This is a genomic window from Flavobacterium sp. 11 (assembly GCF_002754315.1).
In the GTDB taxonomy this organism is placed as follows: Bacteria; Bacteroidota; Bacteroidia; order Flavobacteriales; family Flavobacteriaceae; genus Flavobacterium; species Flavobacterium algoritolerans.
In genome coordinates this window covers 2,500,629-2,517,507 of sequence record NZ_PEFE01000001.1, presented here as the reverse complement: position 1 = coordinate 2,517,507, position 16,879 = coordinate 2,500,629, and the positions used below count along the sequence as shown (strand labels likewise).

Here is a 16,879-nt window from a genome sequence, read left to right as displayed (position 1 = left end):
CCCTTTTAATACTTTCCCAATTTATGCTAAAAAGATACATAATTATAATCATTTTTCTTTCCTTAAGTAATACTTCATTTTCCCAAAATACAAGAATAACAAACCGTAATTCCATTGGGTGGTATAATTATTTTGGCACATTTAAACTCAACAACAAATTTGGACTGCATACGGAATATCAATTTCGCAGAAACGATGTAATAACAGAATGGCAACAAAGCTTGCTACGAGTTGGGGTGAATTATCAACTCAATCCAAAAATTCAATTACGAGTTGGTTATGCTTGGATAGAAACTTTTCCCTATGGTGAAATCCCAATAAATGGAATGGGAAAAGATTTTACTGAACATCGCTTATTTCAAATGGCAACAATAACTGACAAAGCAGGTATTGTGGATTTATCGCACCGTTTTATGCTTGAACAGCGTTGGGTTGGTAGGTACTCCAATGCCAATTTGAACAAAGAAGATGAATATCCTTTGCTTAACAGGTTTAGGTATATGTTTCGTTTACAAGTCCCTTTAAAAGGAAAAGAAATAAAAGATAAAACACCATACTTAGCCATTTATGAGGAAGTGTTTATTGGTTTTGGTGAAAACGTAAATGAAAATATTTTTGACCAAAACAGGTTAGGTGTTTTAATGGGTTACCGATTAAATCAAAATATACGATTAGAGGCAGGTTATTTAAATCAAATCCTTCAACTTGGGCGTGAAGTAAATGGTAGAAATGTTTTTCAGCAGAACAATGGATTTATACTAAATGCAAATTTCAATATTGACTTAACAAAAAAACAATAATATCCAATGAGCGAATTCATAATACCACTTATTACCCTTATATCTTTAGAATTAATTTTGGGGATTGACAATATCATCTTCATCTCCATCCTTACAGACAAACTACCACCCGAACAAAGAAACAAACTTCGATATATGGGGCTTGGCTTGGCTGTGGTTTTTAGGCTTATATTATTAGCTGGTATAGCTTGGATATTAAAGTTAGACCAAACACTTTTTACGATAATTAATATAGACATCTCTGGAAAAGGAATAATATTAATATTAGGAGGTTTGTTTTTAATATGGAAAAGCACAAAAGAAATATACCACAAAACAGAATTAGCTAACAATCCTGAAAAGGCAAAAACATTAAACGGTAATTTTAGAAAGCTACTTTTAGAAATCATTATATTGGATTTAGTTTTTTCTATTGATAGTATTATTACAGCAGTAGGTATGGTAAAAGAACTTTGGATAATGTATGTGGCAGTTATTGTTAGTGTCGTTATAATGCTTATTGCATCAAAACCAATAAGTGAGTTTATACAAAAGCATCCTTCATTCAAGATTTTGGCACTATCTTTTTTAATTATGATAGGTATCGCTTTGTTAGGCGAAGGATTGCATTTTGAAATTCCCAAAGGATATATCTATTTTTCAATGGCATTTTCCTTTATTGTAAATTTTATACAAGTAAAAACCCATACAATGCCTAATAACGAGCTTGCAAAATGAAATTACTACCAGTAGAAATTATTCAAATAAATCAAAATAAAATAGATGAAATTGACAAAATCATAAAGTCAATTTACCGTCTTATTATTTATAGTAGGCACCACCTTGACGATGACCTTTTAGACATTTATTTAGCAGGCTATCATAATCTTAAAGAACTCGTTGGCATCAAAAATGCCCAAATGGAAGCTCAAAACGAAGAAGAAGCCAAAGAGTATTTATTAAATTTAAAAGTATCGCTGGATTTTGTTGTTGAAGAAATAATTTTACAAAACAATTTTGAAAAGGAAGTTCAGTTATTTCAGCTGTTGCGTTTAGTTTCCCCTGAAACAAATGCCATTCACCCCAACCGATACAGGCAAACTCTTGTTCAAGTAGGCGGACATATTTGTCCCGAGCCAACAATAGTTGCTCATTTGGTTTCCGAGCTATTTTATAAAATTCAATCAATTCAAAACCCTATAATAAGGGCTATTTACTTTCATCACGAGTTAATAAGAATACACCCTTTTGTAGATGGTAATGGACGTGTAACAAGAATTGCCAAAAACTGGATGTTGATGTATGACTTATACCCTCCTATATTTATTAATGATGCTTCACAAAAAAAGGAATACATAAACACATTGAGTAATAGTTTCAAAGAACTTATGAAACAACCCGACAAATGGAACAACTACACTTCACAGTTTTTTGAACAAGAACTTGACCGCTTATTATATAATGCCAAAATGCTTTATGAGAGCATTAACCTAACTGGGCAAAATAGAGAAAAACAAATAACAAAACAATAAGAATGGAAACGTATAAAATTCAAATAATTGAAACAATCATAGCTGTAATTAGCTTTTTTGCTGTAAAAATAATTTTAATGTATTTCGTTAAACTAACAATTAAAAACTCATACTTCAAAAATGCTGAACAAAATGATGTTTTAAAAGTAATCAGACTAATATTAATGGTCGTACTTTGTATTATCATAGTGGCTATATGGAGTGTTAAGCAAGAAAACATTTTAATATTTGCAAGTTCGTTACTTACTGTTTTTGGTGTAGCACTTTTTGCTGAAATGTCCATTCTTACGAATATTACAGCTTGCCTAATTCTTTTTTTCCAACACCCAATAAAAGTTGGTGATACCATAGCAATAACTTTTGAAGGGAAAGAAACTGAAGGTGAGCTAATAGATATTACTTACTTTTTTATCTTCATAAAAACGCCAAACAGAGGAGTATTAACAATCCCAAATGCCTTACTATTAAAAAGTTCATTTTTGGTAGTAGAAAAATCTATCAAAAATGAAGTTAATAAATAACAAACGAACGATACTATTTCTATTGAGTTTTATGATTTATCCTACGATAACTTATGCACAGCAATTCGATTTAGGCTCTTGGAATATATTAAATATCAAATACAATCACAATGACAAACTAAGCTTATTTGGCGAAGCACAATTGCGTTCATTAAAATTTTACAACGACTTTCACTATTACGAATATAAAGGCGGTATAAACTACAAAGTTCATAAAAATGTAAATTTGACATTAGGAGCAGGTAGCTACCAAACATATAAAGAAGGAGGCAATTTTGTTCTACCAAAAAATAATGACGAATTTAGACTTTGGCCACAGGTAATACTTTTTCAATCAGTCGGTAAATTTAAAATAGAACAACGATACAGAGCAGAATTGCGATGGACGAGCAATGGCTACCGTAACCGTTTTCGTTATAGATTAGGTGCATCTTATCCATTTGGGAAAGAACGAAATGGGTACAAACCTTTTCAGACAAGCATTAGTAACGAATTGTTTTTTACCGACAACGAGCCTTACTTTGAACGGAACAGAATACAAATGACACTGAACTATAAACCTTCAAAAGGCTCAACAATCCAATTGGGGTACTTACATCAGTTCGACTATAAAATAAATGATGAAACAGGTCGGGACTTTCTTGTAGTAGGTTTTTATTTTGAACTGTTCCGAAAATTGGCAACAAAAATAGAAACAGAAAATGAGCTTAAAGACAATTGACAATATGAGAACGCCAGTACCTAACAGCTAAGCTTTCGTTGCGTGCGTAGCACGAACAATGAAAGCTGTGTTGAACGGAACCACTCTACATCCATACCTTATGGGTTTTTCGATAAATGTGTAAGAAGAATTTCAAGAGGCATCAACGCTAGCTTTTTTTAGGCTAGCGTTTGGCGTTATGATGGTTTTAAGTCTAATACGATTTGTGAGTTACGGTTGGATTGATAAATTTTATATCCAACCCCAATTTCACTTTACGTATTATGGTTTTGAGTGGGTAAAGCCTTTAGGAATTTATACTTATTTATTGTTTTTTATTTCAGGATTAGCTGCCTTATTTGTCGCCATTGGATACAAATATAAATTATCGATCATTACCTTTTTCCTGAGCTTTACCTAAATAGAATTTATGGATAAAACCACTTACCTAAACCATTATTATTTTATTACGGTTGTGAGTTTTATAATGATTTTTCTGCCGGCAAACGCCTATTTTTCTGTTGATGCCTATAGAAATCCAAAAAGTGCCTTTTAGAAAATCCCGAGTTGGACTATTGATATTTTAAAATTGCTGTTAGGAATTGTCTATTTTTATGCAGGTATAGCAAAACTCAATTCCGACTGGCTTTTTAAAGCCATGCCACTCAAAATATGGTTGCCAAATAATTCAAATTTACCAATAATTGGTTCTTTATTAAACGAGAATTGGGTGCATTATGCTTTCAGTTGGACAGGAATGATGTACGATTTAAGTATTCCTTTTTTATTACTTTATAAAAGAGCCCGATTATTCGCTTTTGTTTTAGTGGTAGTATTTCATATTTTGACTAGAATTCTTTTCCCAATTGGTGTTTTTCCATTTATAATGATTGTAAGTTCATTGCTCTTTTTTGATGCGGATTTTCATAAAAAGTGTTTCCTAACTGTTTCAAAATTATTCAATTTCAGTATAACTTTCTTTGAGAACGGAAAAGAAAAAATTCAGAATTTCAATGGGATTTATAAAATTAAAATCGCCTTTTTAACCTCTTTTATAACTTTCCAACTACTGTTTCCTTTTCGATATGTATTGTATCCAGACGAATTATTTTGGACAGAGGAAGGATTTCGGTTTTCGTGGCGCGTGATGCTTATGGAAAAAGCCGGTTATACACAATTTAGTGTTACCGATGCGAAAACAAAAGAAAATATAATGGTAGATAACAGTCATTTCTTAACCACTTTTCAGGAAAAACAAATGTCTTTTCAACCGGATTTTATTTTGGAATACGCACATTTTTTACACGATTATTACCAAAAACAAGGTATTTATAACCCGGAAGTTAGAGTAGAAAGCTACGTCGCTCTCAATGGAAGATTAAGTCAAAAATATATCAATCCAACAATAAATTTAACCAACGAAAATGAAACATTCCATCACAAAACTTGGATATTACCTTTTAACGATGAAATTAAAGGATTTTAGTTACATCCTGTTTTTATTGTTTACAATAGATAGTTTTTCCTAATATAAAATTTCAGGAATAACTACAGCTGACGATGGTAGAATACTGGCTTCCGTTGAAGTATATAATAGATCTTCCGGGACTAAATACCTATCTAACGCTAAAGGAGAGTTTTCAATAGAGTTTGACAAACCAGGCAATTATGAACTCGTTTTTTACAAAGAAAACTATGCCTTTTTAGAAAAAACAGTTTCAACATCCGAAGAAAGTATTGTTATTATTTTAGATAAAATCACCAACCTTTCGGAAGTAGTTATCAATAAACAAAAAGAAAAAATATTTGCACTTAATAAATTAAAAGATATTGATGAAACGGCCATTTATGCCGGAAAGAAAACCGAAGTAATCTCGTTAAACAAACTTACGGCAAACAAGGCAACCAACAATGCACGTCAAATATTTGCTCAAGTTGTAGGATTAACAATCAACGAAAGTTCAGATGGAGGTTTACAATTAAGTATTGGTGGACGTGGATTGGATCCAAACCGAACATCCAATTTTAATACCCGACAAAACGGTTATGATATCAGTGCCGATGTTTTGGGTTATCCCGAAAGTTATTATGCAACACCTACCGAGGCTCTCGAAAAAATTCAAGTAATTCGCGGTGCAGCATCATTGCAATATGGAACCCAATTTGGCGGATTAGTCAATTTTAAATTAAAAACGCCAAGCAAAAAACCATTCGAATTTACAACAAGAAATAGCATTGGATCTTATGGTTTGTTTACCAATTTCACTTCATTAAGCGGTACAAAAGATAAATTCAGTTACTATACCTTTTATAATTACAAGCAAGGAAATGGTTTTAGATCCAATTCTGAATTCGAGAGTAAAAATTATTTTGGAAATTTAAATTATCAATTAAACGATAAAACTTCCTTGCATTTGGACTACACTTATTTTAATTATCTAGCCCAACAAGCCGGCGGATTGACCGATGTGATGTTTAACGATAACCCTACACAAAGCAACAGAACCATGAATTGGTTTGCAGTAAACTGGAACTTATTTGCATTGCGCTTGAAACATAAATTTAATGCTAATGCCGATTTTTCACTGCAATTATTTGGGCTAGATGCTAGCCGCAAAGCTGTTGGATATCGTTCCAATAGAGTATCTAATCCTGATGTATTAGGAACGGAAAGAGATTTAATAGTAGGGGAATTTGTCAATTGGGGTGCTGAAGCACGATTTTTAAAACGGTACAGAATAAAAAACAACACCAGTGCTTTTTTAATTGGAGCCAAATATTACCAATCTGAAAATTCCGGAATTCAAGGTCCGGGAAGCTCCGGTAGTGATGCCAATTTTAATGTTGCCGATGCAGAATTCCCTTTTTATCAAAATCAATCCAATTATACATATCCGAACTTGAATGTATCTGTTTTTGGGGAGAATATCTTTAAAATAACACCTAAGTTCTCTATTACTCCAGGTTTTAGATTTGAAAAAATAAAAACACAAGCAGAAGGTTCTTATCGGAAAATAAATCTGGATTTAGCAGGAAATGTGATTTTAGACGAAACTAAGTTTGAGAATAATATAAAAGACCGAAACTTTGTTTTAGTAGGAGTTGGATTAAGTTATAAACCACGAAACAGAATTGAATTTTATGGAAATGTTTCACAGAACTATCGCTCTGTAACTTTTAATGATATTCGAACCGTAAGTCCAAGTCAGGTGATTGATGAAAATATTACAGATGAAAAAGGCTATACTTCGGATATTGGAATTCGCGGGCAAATAGGCGACAAAGTAACTTTTGACGCAAGTGTTTACGGATTGTATTATGATGATAAAATTGGTGAATATGAAACTAGAAATCCCAATGGTTCAGCAGCAATAGTACGATTCCGAGATAATATTGGAACAGCAGTCACGTATGGTTTTGAAACGATGTTCGATTGGAGTTTAAATAAAACATTTTTCAAACAAAACGACAACTTTTCTTGGAATGTATTCTCCAATATCGCTATCACCGATTCGGAATATTTAAAATCAGACGCACCAAATATTGAAGGAAATAAGGTAGAGTTTGTTCCGCTTTATAACATTAAGACAGGAATTGGGTATAAAAACTTTATTTCGAGTGTACAATTTACCTATGTTTCTTCTCAATTTACGGAAGCTAATAACAGTAAAACAGATGTAAATGACAATACGTATGGCATTTTTGGTCAAATTCCAGCCTATTATGTAGCTGATTTCTCCACCTCCTACAAATGGAAAAACTGTAAATTGGAAGCTGGAATCACCAACTTTACAAACAATAGTTATTTTACAAGAAGAGCAACTGGCTACCCAGGACCAGGAATAATACCTTCTGATACTAGAACTTTTTACACAACTTTAGAATTTGTGTTTTAGAGTAATAAAAGCTTACCCTGATCTTCTCCTAAAGTTGTTGGTAAGTATTAAAATCAGTAAATTACGGGAAGTTGCCTATGAGTATTTTACCGTTCTTTTCATCTCTCCATTTCTTGGACTTATATTTTATTAAAAACGAGTAACGGTACTTTGGCTTTAAAGGAATAATTGGCTGAGTTACTGGAGAAAAATATTTTGTCGAAAAAACTTCTGTTTTGTTGCGTGAACATAATCATCATGGAAGGTTTTGACTGCTTAATTACCGCCTCTATGTTTGAAATTAAACTCTTGGCCAGATTGATATTTTCGATATGCAGTTTAATATTATGCTTTGAATTTTTTTTTACCAATTCATCTATGGTGTTTTTGTTGGTTGTTATTTCGGCGGGGAAATTGAAATGGAGTATTTCAACTTTTGCCTTTAATGGCTTCGTGAATTCAATTACTTTTTTCAGTTCATTTTCAAGATTTACAAGATCGGAGGCGTAAATAACGCTCTTTATCTCACTTCGACGATAATTCTGGGGTACGGCTATAACAGGAACTGTTGAATGGGAGATTAGACTGGAAGTGTTTGTGCCGAATATTTTTTTCAGTTTTCCTGAGCCTCTGGTGCTGATGCAGATAAAACTGAATTTATTTTCCTGGGCATATTCCCGGATATTGCTGTCCGCAAGAACAGCACTATTTATTATACACTTCTTATTTATAGAAACAACATCCATGTCCCTATAAACCGATGCTACAAATTGGTTTAGTTTTTTTTGAATTTTATCCGCTTCTTTCCTTTCATAATCAGCAAAGGCAAGATTGCTTAACGACGTGAGATTTGCCATGTAGTAGGAATGAAAAAAAGTCAACTCAAATTTATGTTGGGATGCCAATTGAATGGCAAAACGCAAACCTGCTTTTGAATTTGAAGAAAAATCGGTGGTAACAAGAATTTTATCCATTATCTTTTATGTTAATTGTTATTATGGCAAAACACTATTCAATTGACCGATTAAATCTATTATCATCTCTTGCGAGACATCAATGATGCTGCAATGCTCAAGATTAAAATAACGAGAATTACCAACAAAGCAATTTGTATTGGCAATTTGTAGAAATCAGCCAGCAACATCTTCAGTCCAACAAATATTAATATCAAAGCAAGTCCCTTCGACAAATACCGAAATTTATCCATCATTCCCGCCAGTGCAAAATACAAAGAGCGCAAGCCAAGTATTGCAAACACATTTGAAGTATAAACAATAAAATGGTCTTGTGTGATTGCCAGTATTGCAGGAATGCTATCCGCCGCAAAAATCAAATCGGTGGTTTCAATCAACACCAATACTAAAAATAAAGGCGTTGCAAACCGTTTCCCATCTTGTTTTACAAAAAATTTACCACCATGCAGTTCATTAGTAACAGGCATTACTCTTCTGAATAATTTTATAAGGGGATTTTTTTCTGGCTCAATTATTATCTCCTTTTGCTTAAGCATCTTATATCCCGTATAAATCAGTATCGCCCCGAAAACATAAATCGTCCAATGGAATTTTTCGAGTAACGCGACTCCCGCAAAAATAAATGCAGCCCGCATTATTAAAGCTCCGATAATTCCCCAAAACAAAATTCTATGCTGATGGATAGCCGGAATTTTGAAATAAGAAAAAATTAAAACGAATACAAAAATATTATCTACGCTCAATGCTTTTTCAATCACATAACCCGTAAAAAACTCCAATGCTTTTACCTCGCCTTGCCAGTAATAAATAAGCCCATTGAAACACATGGCAAGTGTTATCCAAACCCCCGTCCAAATCATGGCTTCTTTAATGCTTACTTCATGCGCTTTGCGGTTAAACACCCCTAAATCCAATGCCAGCATCAGCAGTACAAATACGTTAAAACCAATCCAAAAACTCAAATCCGTTTGCATACTTGTACTTGTTTAATTTTTCGACTCCTCTTGTTTTACCAAATTCATTTGGTCGATTTTTACGGTTTACCAAAATGTTTGTCTATTGAATCTTACTAAAATACTTTTCTATAACGATGGTCTGACAGTCTGCGTCTACAAGCTGTTCGGGATTTACTTGTACAAACTGTATTGAACGAAAACGCTTCTTAAAGGTAATGAACTTTTTGGCAAATGCCTAACAAAATTTTATAGCATGAAAAAACTTGATGCTTGTATGAATCCTTTATAGTTTGTAATACCTATACTATTGATTATAGTCATATTTCATATTCTATTGTTTATATTCGGTTCGATTTTTTTTTCTATAATACTCTGTAAGTTTGACACAAATGTTGCGGCATAAAAACCTTGTTCAATACTCCAAACTGTATGACCTCTAAATTGTTCAAATTGTTGCTGTGTTGTTTCACAGTAATTGCCAAAGTAGTTTCATGAGTTCAGTGTTTATGTTTTTTTATTTCATCGGCATAAGGATCATATCCATCTTGTTTTAGGTTTTTGTTGATTGGTTCACAAAACATTTCATTTACTATGCTACAATCCATTCTTCCTCCTTGTAAAACACTTCTTGACAACAAGTTTTTCCTCGCATATAAAACATGTACTTCACAACAAGTATTACATCTTAACATTTTTAAAATATTTTCTTTGAATCCATTTTTCAACACTGATAATTATTAGAATTGAAAAAGCTACCATGGCTGACATCCCCCATGCCTCAGCTTTTAATGGAGATGAATGAAACCAACGATTCATAAATGGAAAATAAACAAAAGCGGCTTGAACAAACAGTACTGTTGCAATTCCGATATAAATAAATGGATTGGAGAAAAGCCCGATTTGATTGACTGAAAAATTAAGAGATCGGCAATCAATAAGGTAAAACACCTGAAATAAAACCATTGCTGTTACAGCCATTGTTTGAGCTTCCGAAATGGCCAGTGAGTGTTCCATGCCTCTGGACAGTTCAATATTATATTCCCAAAGAAATAATCCAATTGTTCCACCTGCCATTACCAGAGAAACCAGTGTCATCCTGAAAATTATCAAAGAACTTAATAAAGGTTTATTGGGCTTACGTGGAGGACGATTCATTACATTGGGTTCCATTGCTTCAAGTGCAAGCGGCAATGACAAGGCAACGGCAGTTATAAGATTGATCCATAATACCTGAACAGGCTGTATTGGGATGAGTAGAATTCCCCCTTCAGAGGGAAAAAATAACACGGCAATAAAAATAACCAATCCCAATCCTATACTTGTAGGCAGAAGAAATACAATCGATTTCAAAAGGTTATCAAATACTCTGCGTCCTTCTTCAACAGCAGCCTTTATACTTTCAAAATTATCATCGGCCAGGATAATGTCTGCCGCCTCTTTGGCAACAGCCGTACCACTGATACCCATAGCTACGCCAATATCTGCACGTTTAAGTGCTGGGGCGTCATTTACACCATCTCCTGTCATGGCTACCACTTCCCCGTTGGCCTGAAGGGCTTTTACTAGATTTAATTTATCTTCGGGGGATACCCGTGCGAAAATATTGGTGTTTTTTACTACCTCTTGAATCTCCTGGGCATTCAAATTCTGAAGTTCCTTTCCGGTGATAACCCTGTCTGCATTTATAAATCCAAGTTCCCTGCCTATTGCTGCGGCTGTTGCAGGATGGTCTCCGGTAATCATTTTCACCGTAATACCTGCATTATGACACGAATCGATCGCTTCTTTTACTTCCATCCTTGGAGGGTCACTTATGGCCTGTATCCCTAAAAAAGTAAAATCGCAAAGATCCTCTTCCGTAATGAGTGATGAATGTTCGCTATCCAACTTTCTGGAAGCGAAAGCCAATACTCTCATTCCTGTTCCTGCTAATTGTAAAGCCTCCGTTCGTACCTGTTCTGTGTCAAAGACAATGGATGAATTTTCACTATTTAATAAAAGTGGAATAACTGATTCAGGTGCGCCTTTAAGGTAAATCATTTTTTCTCCGGAAGGGGATAGATGGAGCGTAGCCATTATTTTTTTTTCGGAATCAAAGGGTAATTCATCCAACCTCCGCCATTTGCTTCTTAGTTCGTCCTCGTTTATTCCAAACTTTCCAGCTACTGCTATCAGGGCAACCTCTGTAGGGTCTCCTACTGATTTCCAATGACCCTCTTTTTTATGAAGTGTTGCGTCATTGCACAGTGCTGCAGCCTTAATAAGTTCACCAATTTCATCATCTGTTCCTTCTTCATCGGAATCATTTTTTAAAATTTTACCATCAGTATTAATGCCTACTCCTGTAACATTGAATTTTTGCTTTCCATTCCAAAGTACCTGAACGGTCATTTCGTTAAGGGTAAGCGTTCCCGTTTTGTCTGAGCAGATTACAGTGGTGCTACCCAAGGTTTCTACAGCAGATAAATGCTTGATAATAGCTTGTCTCTTTGCCATTCGCATAATACCGATAGCTGATGCAATAGTAATTACGGCAGGCAGTCCTTCTGGGATAGCTGCTACCGCAAGAGTAATGGCAAAAAATATTGCATCTATGAATGTATAATTACGAAATATTCCTATTAGAAAAACTAAAATACCAACAAGGATGATGGCATAGGTAATTCCCCGTGCAATTTTTTCAAGAGATTTTGTCAGTGGAGATTTGACTGATGTGGTAATTTGAAGAAGTGCGGAAATTTTACCAATCTCGGTTTTAATGCCTGTCAAAACAACTACGCCTTCTGCTGTGCCGGAAGTAATCAATGTGCCGCTAAAAACCATATTTTTACGATCAGCAACTCCTGCATCTGCGTCAATAATATCCGTGTTTTTTTCCACCGGCAAGGATTCTCCTGTAAGGATAGATTCATTACACTGCATATTTTTTACGAATGTGAGCCGCATATCTGCCGATACCTTATCGCCAGCCTGAAGCAATACATAATCACCGGGAACTAGTTCAGCAGCCTGAATATTCTTTTGCTTTCCATCTCTAATCACTGTAGCATTTTCCGGAATTAATTGGAGAAGCCCCTGAATGGTTTTTCCAGCCTGGTACTCCTGAACAAACCCGATAATGGCATTAATAATTATTACACAAAACACCACTATACCATCTGTGATTTTGCCCATAGTTATAGCAAGGATGGTAGCAGTAAGTAGAACATATATAAGCGGGTTAAGAAATTGCCTCAGCAAAATTTTAAAGGCACTTTCTCTACTTTGCCTGTAAATGATATTAGGTCCTTCCTTTTTCAAGCGCTTCCCAGCTTCTGTTGTACTAAGACCTTCAGAGGAAGTATCGAGACTCTCTAATACATTACTGTATGAAACTGAATGCCATTCTTTATTTTGGACTATGCTACTCATAAAATCTTCATTTATCGTTACTTAATTATCTAAAAAACAATTAAAATCATTCAGAAATAGGTGCTACTTAAATTTGTTCAGGGTTTGTTTTGTGGTGTCTTACAATATTTCAACAAAAAATAAGCAAGACCGAGCGCAGCAATTAACAAAGCTAAACTTACAATAGTATTACTATTTGTTTGCTGTATATCTAGTGTGATTATTTTAGTTGAAATAGCAATAATTGAGATTTCTATAATTGGAATAGTAGGAATTGTATCGGATGAAATAATTAATAGCAATGCTTTTATAAGCTCATATCCAACCGCAATAATCAATATCAAATTAAACACTTCGAATAAAGTGGAAACATCAATCAATAAATAAGGTGGAGCGGTAATTTTTTTAAATTCTAAATAGTAAAGATGTAATGTGCCCAATATTAAAATTAAAGTCATAATTCCAATTAAAACACGAATTATATTTTTATTAATGGCTATAATTATTCTTAAAAATTTATCATCGCTCTTCATAGTATTTTTTTTAACAGATTAAAGTTGGAGATTAATTATTTCAATTTTTAAGCGTTGGCTTGTCAAATCGGCAAAAAGCCCTCCGAAAATTGATCTTAAGTTTTCGATATTTTATGTTTGTCCTCCGTGTCAATTTTATCAGGGTTGTCTTTTACGCTATTAAAGTCCTGCTATTACAAGTAAATTTAGTTATAAAAATGTGTCCTTTTAGCAATATAATTGTTTTTTTGTTTTTTTTTAATTGGTTGTTAGCAAAATACAGAAACATTAGCTTGTTGGTTAGCAAAACGTTAATCCTATGTTGTCGATGTTTTATGTTTAACAACTATGACAATTTTGTAGGATCTTTGTTTTTTTTGCGTAAGTTTTATTTTTCCACTTTCCACATTTTAATTGTCAGCTTAAGTTCGGCGATTTAGTTTTTTCATGCTTCTATTTCCCACTTTCCAAATTTCGTTTTTTTGCGCCATTGCTTGCTGACGAACCTGATTTACCAAAAGGTAAAATACCCAACCATCGTTCAAACGGGTTAACTTACTCTAGACTAAGGTTTGAAATAAAAACCCACTTAAATTTTAAAGTAGTGATTTTATATTTGGTTCAGAGGCGTATTTTAAAATGGTTTGCTTGTCAATTGTTTCTTCATTATCAATGCGAAATAAAGATTTCAGCCCCGTGTATTCACAAATGAATTTCTCACTGGTATTTACAGGATTCCCGTTAAATATTATTCCTTTAATGGGAATGTTTCTGCGTTGAAGAGCTTCGACGGAAAGCAGTGTATGGTTTATGCTTCCGAGATAATTTCTGGAGACCAGAATAACTTCCACTTTTAATTTTTCTATAAGGTCAATTACCAAAGAATCATTATTGAGCGGAACCATCAAACCGCCTGCTCCTTCTATAATGAGATTATTGTTGGTTGGTGGAACTTTAATGGAATCTAAATTAATTGTAACGCCATCAATAGCGGCAGCGGCATGTGGAGACATTGGTTCTGTAAGGCGGTACGCTTCAGGGAAAAAATCAGAAGTGGAATTACTGATAAGTCCCTGCACTTTCATTGTATCTGTTTGGTGCAGATCTCCGGATTGAATAGGCTTCCAATAATCGGCTTTTAGCGCTTCGACGAGAATGGCTGACACGATTGTTTTTCCTATATCCGTACCAATTCCTGTTATAAAATATGTTTTCATTATGTTGTGTTTTTTTAATTGAATTCGTGACTACTCAGTAACCACAAATAATAGACATTTTTTTGCCGCTAAGACACAAAGGCGCTAAGTTTTCAAGTCATTTAATTTGATAATTTAAGTAATCAACTTAATCTCTTATTCTTTTCCAACTATTTCCTTTGAGCCTTTGTGTCTTTGCGGCAATTTTTTATTATTCGACTTAGCAGTTATAATTGAGACCTGAATAGTTACTTGAATTCTAATCTTTGCCCCGGAATGAATTCGGAAAAATTACCATTCTCATAGACTAGATTTCCGTTAACAAACGTATGGGTCACTTTTGACTGAAATGTTTCGCCTTCTAATGGCGACCAACCGCACTTGTACAAAATATTTTCTTTACCAACTGTCCAAGGTGAATTCAAGTCAACCAATGTCAAATCGGCAAAATAACCCTCACGGATAAAGCCTCTTTTTTCGATACCATAAAGTATCGCTACATTATGACACATTTTTTCGGCGATTTTCTCTAAAGAGATAAGCCCTTGCTTGTATAATTCAAGCATAATATACAGGGAATGCTGCACCATTGGCGCACCCGACATGGATTGGAAGTATGGCTTTTCCTTTTCTTCCAAGCTGTGCGGTGCATGGTCCGTAGTGATAATATCAATTCGGTCATCCAGCAAAGCCTTCAAAAGACCTACTCTGTCTTGCTCCGTCTTTATGGCAGGGTTCCATTTTATCAAGGTTCCCAATCGCTGATAGTCTTTGTCTGAAAACCAAAGATTTTGAACCGATACTTCGGTGGTAATGTTCTTTTCTCTTAGCGGTATGTCGTTTCGGAACAAATGGGTTTCGGCCTCTGTGGTCAAATGCAGAATATGCAACCTTGCCTTGTGTTTTTCGGCAATGGCAATAGCTCTTTTGGTAGATTGATAACATCCTTCTTCACTGCGAATTAATGGATGACATGCAATTGGCACATCTTCACCATATTCTGCTCTGTAAATTTCCTCATTCTCTTCTATGATTTTTTCCATTTCTGAATGAATGGCAATAATGGATTTACAATTCGAAAAAAGTTTTTCCATAGTGTCTGGACTATCGGCAAGCAAATTTCCCTTCTTGGTAAAATAAAGTCCATCATCAGAAACCCCTATGAATTGAGACGTATCCATTTGAAGTACACTGTCTAAATTGTCGTTATTAACCCCTAAAAAGAAAGAATAATTAGCCCAAGATTTTTTTGAGGCAATACGAAATTTCTCATCTAGAATTTCAGTGGTCAATACATTGGGAACTGTATTTGGCATATCGATAAAAGAAGTTGTGCCGCCCGCAACAGCTGCTCTACTTTCTGTATAGAGATCTCCTTTATGGGTTAGTCCGGGTTCCCTAAAATGCACTTGCCCATCTATAATACCCGGAAACAGGTACTTGCCGGTTCCATCAATGGTTTTAGCATCCTTTGTGATTTCTCCGGACAGATTGCCGATTTTTTGGATAAAGCCGTTTTGGATAAAAACGTCAGTACTTTTTATCTGACCTTCGTTGACGATGTTAACATTTTTTATTACTATAGATTGATGCATAGGTGGTACTTTTGGTTGTTATTTGAATTCATCCCTAATATTCAAAGAAATGACATTTGATTTTACTGAAAGTTTCTAATTTTAGATAAGCTACACGACTATTTCACGGCATCAAAAGACAAATGCGTGGTAAGCATAAATCCATTGTTATATTGAAATACCGATTTGTCATTTACCCTTTTTCCTTGTTGCAAAATCTGACTCAAATAACCTGCTTCAATTTTTACATTTTTATTTACTTTATAACCGACTAAAGCAGCCAATCTATTTTGATCAAAAACATTCGCTCCGACATTTTTACCAAAACCGACAAACACCTCATCCAATAAAATAATGCTCACGCTGTTATTGTCGGTACTATTTTTATATATAGAAATCTCCGTTCTTAACCTGTATCGCATCCTGTTCAGGAAAACCCAGTCTGTGTTAGTTACTCCATTTTGAGTAATGAATTTTTCAAGAAACCGTTGTTCCAAGGTAAACCGATGGGACACCTCCACTTTTCCTATTGGATTTTTCAAAACTATTTGCTCATACATGCGATGTTCAGAGAAAGCATTTGCATTTGGATAATCGCCATAAGGATCCGTTTCGGCAAAAGCATAACCTGCATTTAAACTTACATCCTTTCTCAGGGCATAATTCACCCCTGTTGGCAGCAAACTTTGTTGCGGATTTTTTAGCCCATCTACTCTGCGCCATTGGTATTCGGTATGCAAAGCAATTTTTGGATGTATTTTTAAGGTGCCGGTATAGGCAAGCCAGCCAATACTATTATGGTCAGACAATCTCTGTTCTTGCGAATAAGTATAATTGTGTAGAAATAGTGTTAGAATAAAAATAAATATG

General features: G+C 34.4%; 14 protein-coding genes and 1 pseudogene. 7 read left to right on the top strand and 8 right to left on the bottom strand.

The features are described 5' to 3' along the window. Positions 1-23: 23 nt before the first annotated feature. The 7 genes and pseudogenes from CLV00_RS10880 (at position 24) to CLV00_RS10850 (ending at position 7,428) form a co-directional block, all read left to right on the top strand. Entirely contained in the window at positions 24-800 is a 777-nt protein-coding gene (locus CLV00_RS10880) for a DUF2490 domain-containing protein (protein ID WP_099715223.1), read from the top strand. 6 nt (positions 801-806) lie between these two features. After that, positions 807-1,517 (top strand): TerC family protein, encoded by a 711-nt coding sequence (locus tag CLV00_RS10875; RefSeq protein ID WP_099715222.1) that lies wholly within the window; start codon positions 807-809, stop codon positions 1,515-1,517. After that, positions 1,514-2,311 (top strand): Fic family protein, encoded by a 798-nt coding sequence (locus CLV00_RS10870; protein ID WP_099715221.1) that lies wholly within the window; start codon positions 1,514-1,516, stop codon positions 2,309-2,311. Before CLV00_RS10875 ends, CLV00_RS10870 begins: the two co-directional genes overlap by 4 nt. 2 nt (positions 2,312-2,313) lie before the next feature. Continuing rightward, positions 2,314-2,832 (top strand): mechanosensitive ion channel domain-containing protein, encoded by a 519-nt coding sequence (locus tag CLV00_RS10865; RefSeq protein WP_099715220.1) that lies wholly within the window; start codon positions 2,314-2,316, stop codon positions 2,830-2,832. Beyond that, entirely contained in the window at positions 2,816-3,553 is a 738-nt protein-coding gene (locus tag CLV00_RS10860; RefSeq protein ID WP_099715219.1) for a DUF2490 domain-containing protein, read from the top strand. The genes CLV00_RS10865 and CLV00_RS10860 overlap by 17 nt, the downstream gene beginning before the upstream one ends. 178 nt (positions 3,554-3,731) lie before the next feature. Continuing rightward, a pseudogene (locus tag CLV00_RS10855) lies at positions 3,732-5,018 on the top strand (HTTM domain-containing protein). Positions 5,019-5,067: 49 nt separating this feature from the next. Then, complete coding sequence (locus tag CLV00_RS10850; protein ID WP_233206931.1) at positions 5,068-7,428, top strand: TonB-dependent receptor; 2,361 nt, start codon at positions 5,068-5,070, stop codon at positions 7,426-7,428. A gap of 119 nt (positions 7,429-7,547) precedes the next feature. Here CLV00_RS10850 and CLV00_RS10845 read toward each other — a convergent pair whose 3' ends face one another. From CLV00_RS10845 to CLV00_RS10810, 8 genes are all read right to left on the bottom strand, one after another. Further along, the gene (locus CLV00_RS10845; protein WP_099715218.1) at positions 7,548-8,381 is read right to left on the bottom strand and encodes a universal stress protein; all 834 of its coding nucleotides are present in this window, start codon (positions 8,379-8,381) and stop codon (positions 7,548-7,550) included. Positions 8,382-8,443: 62 nt separating this feature from the next. Then, complete coding sequence (locus CLV00_RS10840; protein WP_099715217.1) at positions 8,444-9,355, bottom strand: TerC family protein; 912 nt, start codon at positions 9,353-9,355, stop codon at positions 8,444-8,446. Between the two features lie 479 nt (positions 9,356-9,834). Further along, entirely contained in the window at positions 9,835-10,029 is a 195-nt protein-coding gene (locus CLV00_RS10835; RefSeq protein ID WP_131909009.1) for a hypothetical protein, read from the bottom strand. Next, positions 10,016-12,748: an HAD-IC family P-type ATPase gene (locus CLV00_RS10830; protein WP_099715215.1), complete on the bottom strand. Its 2,733-nt coding sequence runs from the start codon at positions 12,746-12,748 to the stop codon at positions 10,016-10,018. The genes CLV00_RS10835 and CLV00_RS10830 overlap by 14 nt, the downstream gene beginning before the upstream one ends. A 77-nt stretch (positions 12,749-12,825) precedes the next feature. Further along, positions 12,826-13,260, bottom strand: a complete 435-nt coding sequence (locus CLV00_RS10825) for a phosphate-starvation-inducible PsiE family protein (RefSeq protein ID WP_099715214.1) — start codon at positions 13,258-13,260, stop codon at positions 12,826-12,828. Positions 13,261-13,835: 575 nt separating this feature from the next. Next, positions 13,836-14,459, bottom strand: coding sequence for a dethiobiotin synthase (gene bioD / locus CLV00_RS10820; protein WP_199074831.1), 624 nt, complete (start codon positions 14,457-14,459; stop codon positions 13,836-13,838). Positions 14,460-14,683: 224 nt separating this feature from the next. After that, a complete protein-coding gene (locus CLV00_RS10815) occupies positions 14,684-16,030 on the bottom strand; it encodes a dihydroorotase (protein WP_099715212.1) in 1,347 nt (448 codons plus the stop codon). Between the two features lie 98 nt (positions 16,031-16,128). Then, on the bottom strand, positions 16,129-16,818 hold the full coding sequence (locus CLV00_RS10810; RefSeq protein ID WP_158234598.1) for a DUF2490 domain-containing protein: 690 nt from the start codon (positions 16,816-16,818) through the stop codon (positions 16,129-16,131). Positions 16,819-16,879 lie beyond the last annotated feature (61 nt).

Bases quoted from the DNA above. Each gene is read 5' to 3' on its own strand.
- CLV00_RS10880 (WP_099715223.1), top strand. From the start codon at position 24: ATGCTAAAAAGATACATAATTATAATCATTTTTCTTTCCTTAAGTAAT.
- CLV00_RS10875 (WP_099715222.1), top strand. From the start codon at position 807: ATGAGCGAATTCATAATACCACTTATTACCCTTATATCTTTAGAATTA.
- CLV00_RS10870 (WP_099715221.1), top strand. From the start codon at position 1,514: ATGAAATTACTACCAGTAGAAATTATTCAAATAAATCAAAATAAAATA.
- CLV00_RS10865 (WP_099715220.1), top strand. From the start codon at position 2,314: ATGGAAACGTATAAAATTCAAATAATTGAAACAATCATAGCTGTAATT.
- CLV00_RS10860 (WP_099715219.1), top strand. From the start codon at position 2,816: ATGAAGTTAATAAATAACAAACGAACGATACTATTTCTATTGAGTTTT.
- CLV00_RS10845 (WP_099715218.1), bottom strand. From the start codon at position 8,381: ATGGATAAAATTCTTGTTACCACCGATTTTTCTTCAAATTCAAAAGCA.
- CLV00_RS10840 (WP_099715217.1), bottom strand. From the start codon at position 9,355: ATGCAAACGGATTTGAGTTTTTGGATTGGTTTTAACGTATTTGTACTG.
- CLV00_RS10835 (WP_131909009.1), bottom strand. From the start codon at position 10,029: ATGTTAAGATGTAATACTTGTTGTGAAGTACATGTTTTATATGCGAGG.
- CLV00_RS10830 (WP_099715215.1), bottom strand. From the start codon at position 12,748: ATGAGTAGCATAGTCCAAAATAAAGAATGGCATTCAGTTTCATACAGT.
- CLV00_RS10825 (WP_099715214.1), bottom strand. From the start codon at position 13,260: ATGAAGAGCGATGATAAATTTTTAAGAATAATTATAGCCATTAATAAA.
- CLV00_RS10815 (WP_099715212.1), bottom strand. From the start codon at position 16,030: ATGCATCAATCTATAGTAATAAAAAATGTTAACATCGTCAACGAAGGT.